Genomic DNA, 7,775 nt, shown 5'->3' on the forward strand with positions numbered 1-7,775 from the left:
GCGTTCCCGGGCCCGCCGCCCGGCCCGCGCCCGCTCCAACACCGCTCCGCTGGCGGTGTTCACCCGCGGGGTGAGCGGCGGCTGGAACATGCTGGCGCGCGGCCTCGGCGCCACCACCCGGGCACTCGGCCGGGCCGGTGAGATCGAACACGGCCACCGCCGCGACGGCATCGCCCTGGCCCTGGTCGCCTTCGCGTTCGTCATCGCCGCCGCGGTCTGGCTGTCGGCGGGCGGGCCGGTCGGACGCGGGGTCGACACCGCCATCCGTTGGGTCGCCGGATCCGCCTCGGCCGCACTGCCTTTCGTGGCCTCGGTGATCGCGGTGATCCTGATGCGCACCGAACCGCATCCGGAGGCCCGCCCCCGCCTGGTGCTCGGCGGCCTGCTGGTCGGCCTCCCGGTGCTCGGCCTGTGGCATCTGGCCTCCGATTCCCCGTCCGATATCGACGGCCGTTCCCACGGTGCGGGTTTCGTGGGCTATGTGGTCGGCGGTCCGCTCAGCGACGGGCTCAGCGCCTTCCTGGCCGTCCCGCTGCTCATGCTCGCCATCCTGTTCGGTGTGCTGCTGCTGACCGGCACCACGGTGCGCGAGATTCCCGAGCGGATGCGCGAACTGTTCGGCACCGGCAGCGGCGGCGACGAATACGACCGCGAGCCCGGCGAATTCGGTCTCTACGATCCGGCCGACTACGACGCCGACGGCTTCCCGATCCACCAGAAGGCCAAGCGCCGCCGCGGCAAGTCCCCGTCGGACAACTATCCGACCGACGAATTCGGCGGCTCCGACGCGGTCACCGAGGTCATCGGCGAACCCCCGTTGCAGGACGCCAAGGACATCGCCCCGCCCGAGCCGCCGAAACCCAAGGCGCGCAAGGCTCCCAAGGTGGTCGATCAGACCCCGCCGCCGCAGCGGGCCGAGCAGTTGGAGTTCGTCACCGACCGCGAGGTCGAGGGCGACTACCAGCTGCCGCCCATGACCCTGCTCACCGACGGTGATCCGCCCAAGAAGCGCAGTGCCGCCAACGAATCCATGATCGAGGCGATCACGGAGGTGTTGGTGCAGTTCAAGATCGACGCCGCAGTCACGGGTTTCGTGCGCGGCCCGACGGTCACCCGCTACGAGGTGGAGCTGGGTCCCGGCGTCAAGGTCGAGAAGATCACCGCGCTGGCCCGCAATATCGCCTACGCGGTCGCCACCGAGAACGTGCGCCTGCTCGCGCCCATCCCCGGCAAGTCGGCAGTGGGTATCGAGGTGCCCAACTCCGACCGTGAACTGGTCCGGCTCGCGGACGTGCTGAAGGCCCCCTCCACCCGCAACGACCATCATCCGCTGGTGATCGGCCTGGGCAAGAACATCGAGGGCGAGTTCGTCTCGGCGAATCTGGCCAAGATGCCGCATCTGCTGGTGGCCGGTTCCACCGGCTCCGGTAAGTCCAGCTTCGTCAACTCGATGCTGGTGTCGCTGTTGCAGCGCGCCACCCCCGATGAGGTGCGCATGATCCTCATCGACCCGAAGATGGTGGAACTCACGCCCTACGAGGGCATTCCGCATCTGATCACGCCCATCATCACCCAGCCCAAGAAGGCCGCGGCGGCGCTGGCCTGGCTGGTGGAGGAGATGGAGCAGCGCTATCAGGACATGCAGGCCAACAAGGTCCGCCACATCGACGACTTCAACCGCAAGGTCAAGTCGGGGCAGATCACCGCCCCGCTGGGCAGCGAGCGGGTGTACCGCCCGTACCCGTACATCCTCGCCATCGTCGACGAGCTCGCCGACCTGATGATGACCGCTCCCCGCGATGTCGAGGACGCCATCGTCCGCATCACCCAGAAGGCCCGCGCCGCCGGGATTCACCTGGTGTTGGCGACCCAGCGGCCGTCGGTGGACGTGGTCACGGGCCTGATCAAGACCAATGTGCCGTCCCGGCTGGCCTTCGCCACGTCGTCGTTGACGGATTCGCGCGTCATTCTCGATCAGCCGGGCGCGGAGAAGCTCATCGGCATGGGTGACGGCCTGTTCCTGCCCATGGGCGCGAACAAGCCCACCCGTCTGCAGGGTGCGTTCATCTCCGACGAGGAGATCCACGGCGTCGTCGAATTCACCAAGGAGCAAAAGGAACCCGAGTACCAGGAGGGTGTCACCGCCGGTAAATCGGGTGAGAAGAAGGACGTCGATCCGGATATCGGCGACGACCTCGACCTGTTGTTGCAGGCCATCGAACTGGTGGTCACCAGTCAGTTCGGCTCCACGTCGATGTTGCAGCGCAAACTCCGCGTCGGTTTCGCCAAGGCGGGTCGACTCATGGACCTCATGGAGACCCGCGGGGTGGTCGGCCCCAGCGAGGGCTCCAAGGCCCGCGACGTCCTGATCAAGCCCGATGAGCTGGACGGACTGCTCTACACCATTCGTGGTGGGGGAGAGGCGGATTCGGAGCCCTCCGGCGCGGAGTGAGGGTCACACCTCGAGGTCTTCCTCGATGCCCTTGAGGCGATGGCGGGCCATGGCCAGGTTGGCCCGGTTCTTGTCCAGCGCCAGATACAGGAACAGGCCCTTGGATTTTCGGCCGGTCATGGGCCGGATGATGTGGTACTGGCCGGAGAGGGTGATGAGGATGTCCTCGATGTCCTCATTGAGCCCCAGCTGTTCGATGGTGCGCATCTTGGCCCGCACCACCTCGGTATTGCCCGCGGCGGCGACCTGCAGGTCCAGTGCCTTCGAGCTGCCGAGCATGCCGAGGGCCATACCGCTGTTGTAGTCGACCACGGCCGCGCCGACCGCGCCGTCGATGACCATCATGTCCTTGAGCGCGATATCCAGATTGGACATAGTTCATTCCTTTCCCACTGTTTTCTTGCGCTGGTCTTTGCGGTGTTGGCCCGTGGTCGGCGACAGATGGTCGGAGATGGCACGGGCCACCGGGCGCGACTCCAGGTGGAGGCGGCCGATATTCACCTCGGGACCGGCCAGCACGGTCAACGAGGTCCAGCCCGCCGCGTAGATGACGACGGACCCGTCGGTGCCGTTGACCACCACCTCGTGGAAGCCGCCACCGTGCGCGGTGGTGGCGAGGCGGTGCGACAGCGACAGATGTGCGGCGGACATGGCCGCCATGCTCGCGGGTTCGATATGCGGCGGTAGATCGTGTGCGACCAGTAGCCCGTCCGCGGACGCCACCAACGTGCCGGTCAGCCGGGGCACGCGGGCGCGCAGCGCCTTCAACTCCTCCAGTACCGCCGGATCGGGTTCGGGTCCGGTCATCGCCACCTTGGTCAGCCTTCCCATGAGATCGCCGAGCAGTCTTTTCCGCGGGGTCACGCAAGCTCCTCCAACGCCGCCCGCAGCCGAATGAGCACATCGCGGTCGACCGGCTCCCAGCGATCGGGTACGGAGATCACGGGCGTCTGTCGGACCCGGCGGCGCAACGGTGGTGTGGGGCCGCCGATCGCGGGTTCGGCCACCATCGACTCGGCCATGACGAGTGGGGCTCGAACCGGGGCGGCGGGCGGTTCGATGAGGCCGACGGCGCTGAGATCGCGGACGGCCGCGAGGCATCCGTAGGTGGTGCGGCCGAGTTCGCGGGCGATGGCGGTGACAGTGCGGCGGGCGTCCGCGGCGGCGAGCACCTCGGCCGCGCCGCTGGTGAGCACCACCCGCCGCTGCCGGATGTGCCGGGCAGGCACCACGGGTACCCGATCCACCAGATCCGGTGTCCACGGACCGGATTCGCGGTTCGCGCGCCGGGCGCACTCGTTCACCAGGATGCGGGGCGCGATCCGGCATACCGGCGCCAGCCAGTGCGGCGGTGCGGGCCGGAAGTCCACGGTGCTGGCGGATTCCAGGAGGAAGTAGGCGGCGTCGAAGACCGACAGCAGTGCCAGCGCCTCCAGTCGCGGTCGTTCCAGGATCGGCCCCGGGTCGCCGATCTCGGCCCGTCGCCATTCGTCGGCACTGACCACCCCGGCCTCCACCACGAGCCGGTCCATGCCGGTGGTCCGGCGGCAGTCGGCGAAGGCGATCGCGCCGCCCACCAGATGGAATATGCCGTCGCCCGCTCGCAGTATGCCGGTATCCTTTTCCACTTCCAGCCGACGCAATTCCGCGGCGAGATCAACGCTCATGACCACCCTCGGCCAATTCCGCCAGAATTCCCCGTAGCTGGAAGCGCGCCATGGCGAGATTGCCGGTGGTTTCGTCGATGAGAACGTGTACGAACAGCCGGCCGTCGAAGTCGCCGTCCACCAAATTAAGCAGGTGGAATCCGTGCGTGCCGAATACGACGATCTCGCTGATGTCGTCGCCGTCGCGGCCGCTGGCCAGCGCCGGACAGGCGAGCACCGATCGCACCACATCCGTTGTGGCAGCAGCGTCCTCGTGCTGATCGACCAGTTCGTGCTGTCCCGCCGCCGCTATCGCCAACCCGCTCGCCCCGTCCACGAGCGTGGCGCAGCGCGCACCGGGAATATCCATGATCGATTGCAGACAACCGTCGATTCCGAGCACCGTGCCACCGCATTTTTCCCGTGAGACATTCGAGCGCTGGCGACGTTACACACTGTTCGCCAGCAATGTGCCGGAACCGCACGAGGATTGCTGAGATCGACGATTGTTTGCTGGCTCGCGCAAATGGATACCCGAAGGTATTGAATACCTTTCGGTTGCCGATAATGCGTATGCTCGACATTGTCTAGAGTCTTTCCGCCCTGCCCTCATGACAATTCGTGCCTACCTGGCGATCCGCCGCGCGGCCGAGGGGTGGGCGGGCCGCCTTGCGGAGTTCGTAAGCATATGCCTACTGTATGTCATCGCTTACCGAATCGGTGCGGCCGACGAGAACCCGAGGTGGTCATGAACGAGACATTGGCGGATGGCGGCGTGCTCATGCCGTGGAAACCCGGCCCGCGCCACGATGTTCCGGGTGCGGTCTTCGTGGCCGTGACGGATTTCCTGGCCACGTCCGAGGAGGATGTCCGGCAGGTCTACGAGATCGGCGTGGAACTGGGACGCACCTGGCCGGTGATGCAGGGTGCGGTGGGGCTGTGGCTGTGGGGCAGGCCCGCCGAACTGCGCGGCGGATCCATCTCGGTGTGGGAGTCGCGGGCCGACATGCGCCGCTTCGTGCGCTGGCCGGTGCACACCGACATCATGCGCACCTGGCGGGGCCGCGTCGGCGTCGCCTCCGAATCCTGGATCGCCGACACCTTCGACCCCGCCGCGATTCTGGATCGCGCCCGCGCCGTGGTCGACGCACCCCATCGCGCCGCCGTGTGACCCAGTTCCGCGGCGCATCGTCCGGCCGTATGTCCGGGATGGTGATGCGGGCAAAACCGTCTCACTGAATCGCGGCTGTGTGCGTCGCTGTTTGCCGAAGGATGGCCGACGGTGTGGTGTCAGGCGGTGGCGCTGCGGGTTCGCACCGCGTTGTCGCGGATCTTGCGGAGTGCTGCCGCCAGCGCGTCGCGGTCCGCGTCGGGCAGCGGCCGGGTCAGGGTGCGCTCGAGGATGTCGAGGTGGCCGGGCAGGACCTCGGCGACCTTGGTCGTGCCCGCCTCGGTCAGTCTGGCCAGGACGACGCGCCGATCCGCGGGGTCGACGCCGCGTTCGACGAACTCGCGGGCGGCCAGGCGGTCGACCAGGCGTGTCATGCCACCCGAGGTCAAGCCCGTCTGGAGGCAGAGGTCGGAGATGCGCAACCGGCGACCGGGTGATCGGCTGAGCCGGAGCAGGACGTCGAACTCGGCGACCGCGAGCCCGTGGTCGCGTTCCTGGGCTGCGACCTCGCGCATGACCTCGCCGTATGCCTCGACGAACAGGCCCATGAGGGTGATTCGGGGGTCGTCCAGCAGGTCACTCGGGTCCATGGGTGTGAAGCATATCACTTGTTCGTATTAGTCAGAATATGTACAGTCACTCTCTGACTAGTCAGGTAACTATCTGTTTGCCACTCCTTCATGTTGAGAGGATGAGAGCGATGACCAGCTATACAGTCGACAGAAGTGTCCCGTGGCCGGTGCCGATCTGGGACGCGGATTCCGTGCGCCTGAGTGCCCAGGATCTGGGTGCGGGCGCCTACGCGGTCGTTTCGGACACCGCCGACGACGAGACCACGCGCGGAATCCCGCAGGCCACCTCCGGCGGATTCGTCGTCGGCACCGAAGCGGTTCTCGTGATCGAATCCATGATGACCCCCGGGCTCGCCCGGCAGGTGCTGGACCTGGTTTCCGCGTCCACGGAGCTGCCGATCCGCTACGTCGGTATCACCTCCGATCACGGCGATCACTTCTTCGGCAACTATCTGATGCCCGAGCAGGCACGAATCATCCAGCACGAGAACGCTTTCCGAGCAATCGAACAGACCGGAATCGAACCGCGCAAACAAGCCCAGATCGGCTGGTTCGACCTGGGCAAGGGGATCGAGGATGTGCGGTACCGTCCCGCGGATCTGCTGATTCCGTCGGATGGGAAGCTCTCGGTGCGGCTCGGCGGCGGAAAGTTCGTCGATGTGCTCGACCTAGGGCAGGGGCAGACCCCCGGCGACCTGTGGTATCACGACCCGCAGGCACGGGTCCTCTGGGCGGGTAATGCGTTCATCAGCGAAAAGCCCGCCATCCCATGGTTGCTGGACGGCGTTGCCAAGACCCCCGCGCAGGCGCTGCGCCGGATCCTCGACTGGATTCCGGAGGGAACGCGGATCGTGCCGGGGCATGGGCGGGTCACGGACAAGGAGGGCATGCGCTTCTTCGTCGAATACACCGAGGCGCTGGTGGACAAGGTCGGCAAGGCGGTAGCCGACGGACTGAGCCTCGAGGCCACTCGCGAGGCGGTGCCGATGCGCGAATTCGACGCTGGCTACCCACTGTTCGACTGGCTGCACTTCGACGTCAACATCCCCTGCGCGTACCACGAGGCGAAGCGGTCGGCCTGAGTCGTGTGCCCGGGAGGATTCGAACCTCCGGCCTCCTGCTTCGTAGGCAGGCGCTCTGTCCGGCTGAGCTACGGACACGTGGCCCCGCGCGGATGTCGCCGTTGACATCCACTCCGCGCTGAGCTGCGCGGGGCGAGAAGAATGGGTTCCCTCGGTGGGATTCGAACTCACACTGTCCGGATTCTGAATCCGGTGCCTCCTGCCAATTGGGCTACGAGGGAAGGGGATACGAAAAAGGGCCGCTCCGGCGGCGTGCCCTGGAGCGACCCTCGCGGTGATCTCGGTGAGATCTAGGGAACGCTCCGGACGCCCACGCGGAGGCTCGGGGGGGAGGTGAGGGCGCGCGCGATGCTACGCGGTGTCGGCTCCGTCACGGTGCCGCCTTTCCCTTGTCGTCGGAGGAACATGTCGAGAACCACGATAGCAATGCGACTGCGCGGCGGTACAACGATTTTCCGACCTGCCGATGCGCCGTGCCGCCGGGGTCCGTACGACCCCGTATCTTGTCGGTGGGTGGCCGTAAGCTTGCGTTCATGAGCGTTTCGGTGTATCAGCGCGCAGGTCCGGACGAAATCAGTTGCGCAGCTGGGGGTTCGGATATCAGTGTGGGTGTCGTCAGCGTTGTACGCGAGGGTCATGGGGAGTGACTCTCCGGGGGAAGGAATGAATGCCATGAACGGCAATATGATTCGCGGGGAGCGTCGCGGCCCGAAGTTCGCCAAGAGCAGCTTCAGTTACGGTGGCGGTGATTGTGTCGAGGTCGCGTACCACGACGGCCGGATCGCATTGCGTGATTCCAAGGACCGGTGCAGCCCGACGCTGTGGTTCACGCGGTCCGAGTGGCGGGCGTTC

Annotated in this window: 9 protein-coding genes and 2 tRNA genes; 4 read left to right on the forward strand and 7 right to left on the reverse strand. The window is 66.6% G+C overall.

The features are described 5' to 3' along the window. Positions 1-55: 55 nt before the first annotated feature. Complete coding sequence (locus QK444_RS28425; RefSeq protein ID WP_282785224.1) at positions 56-2,452, forward strand: DNA translocase FtsK; 2,397 nt, start codon at positions 56-58, stop codon at positions 2,450-2,452. A 3-nt stretch (positions 2,453-2,455) separates the two neighbouring features. Here QK444_RS28425 and QK444_RS28430 read toward each other — a convergent pair whose 3' ends face one another. Genes QK444_RS28430 through QK444_RS28445 form a run of 4 tightly spaced genes read right to left on the reverse strand, consistent with a single transcriptional unit; the run spans position 2,456 to position 4,501 of the window. Continuing rightward, positions 2,456-2,827 carry a hypothetical protein gene (locus QK444_RS28430; RefSeq protein ID WP_282785217.1) on the reverse strand — a complete coding sequence of 124 codons (372 nt, stop codon included), beginning with the start codon at positions 2,825-2,827 and terminating at the stop codon, positions 2,456-2,458. Between the two features lie 3 nt (positions 2,828-2,830). After that, complete coding sequence (locus QK444_RS28435; protein ID WP_235204426.1) at positions 2,831-3,316, reverse strand: roadblock/LC7 domain-containing protein; 486 nt, start codon at positions 3,314-3,316, stop codon at positions 2,831-2,833. Then, on the reverse strand, positions 3,313-4,119 hold the full coding sequence (locus QK444_RS28440; protein WP_282785218.1) for a hypothetical protein: 807 nt from the start codon (positions 4,117-4,119) through the stop codon (positions 3,313-3,315). The genes QK444_RS28435 and QK444_RS28440 overlap by 4 nt, the downstream gene beginning before the upstream one ends. Beyond that, positions 4,109-4,501: a hypothetical protein gene (locus tag QK444_RS28445; RefSeq protein WP_282785219.1), complete on the reverse strand. Its 393-nt coding sequence runs from the start codon at positions 4,499-4,501 to the stop codon at positions 4,109-4,111. The genes QK444_RS28440 and QK444_RS28445 overlap by 11 nt, the downstream gene beginning before the upstream one ends. Before the next feature lie 345 nt (positions 4,502-4,846). Here QK444_RS28445 and QK444_RS28450 point away from each other — a divergent pair, with 345 nt between their 5' ends. After that, complete coding sequence (locus QK444_RS28450; protein ID WP_282785220.1) at positions 4,847-5,269, forward strand: hypothetical protein; 423 nt, start codon at positions 4,847-4,849, stop codon at positions 5,267-5,269. A 119-nt stretch (positions 5,270-5,388) separates the two neighbouring features. On the opposite strand, the gene QK444_RS28455 is transcribed toward QK444_RS28450, so the two are convergent. After that, positions 5,389-5,859 carry a MarR family transcriptional regulator gene (locus QK444_RS28455; protein WP_282785221.1) on the reverse strand — a complete coding sequence of 157 codons (471 nt, stop codon included), beginning with the start codon at positions 5,857-5,859 and terminating at the stop codon, positions 5,389-5,391. Between the two features lie 110 nt (positions 5,860-5,969). Here QK444_RS28455 and QK444_RS28460 point away from each other — a divergent pair, with 110 nt between their 5' ends. Next, on the forward strand, positions 5,970-6,923 hold the full coding sequence (locus tag QK444_RS28460) for an MBL fold metallo-hydrolase (protein ID WP_282785222.1): 954 nt from the start codon (positions 5,970-5,972) through the stop codon (positions 6,921-6,923). 4 nt (positions 6,924-6,927) lie between these two features. Here QK444_RS28460 and QK444_RS28465 read toward each other — a convergent pair. Then, a tRNA-Arg gene (locus tag QK444_RS28465) sits at positions 6,928-7,001 on the reverse strand. Between the two features lie 68 nt (positions 7,002-7,069). Further along, positions 7,070-7,144, reverse strand: a tRNA-Leu gene (locus tag QK444_RS28470). Between the two features lie 451 nt (positions 7,145-7,595). Here QK444_RS28470 and QK444_RS28475 point away from each other — a divergent pair. Further along, positions 7,596-7,775, forward strand: a 180-nt coding sequence (locus QK444_RS28475; RefSeq protein WP_282785223.1) for a DUF397 domain-containing protein, incomplete at its 3' end; no start/stop codon positions are given.

It is taken from the genome of Nocardia sp. CC201C, assembly GCF_030010695.1.
In the GTDB taxonomy this organism is placed as follows: domain Bacteria; phylum Actinomycetota; class Actinomycetes; order Mycobacteriales; family Mycobacteriaceae; genus Nocardia; species Nocardia otitidiscaviarum.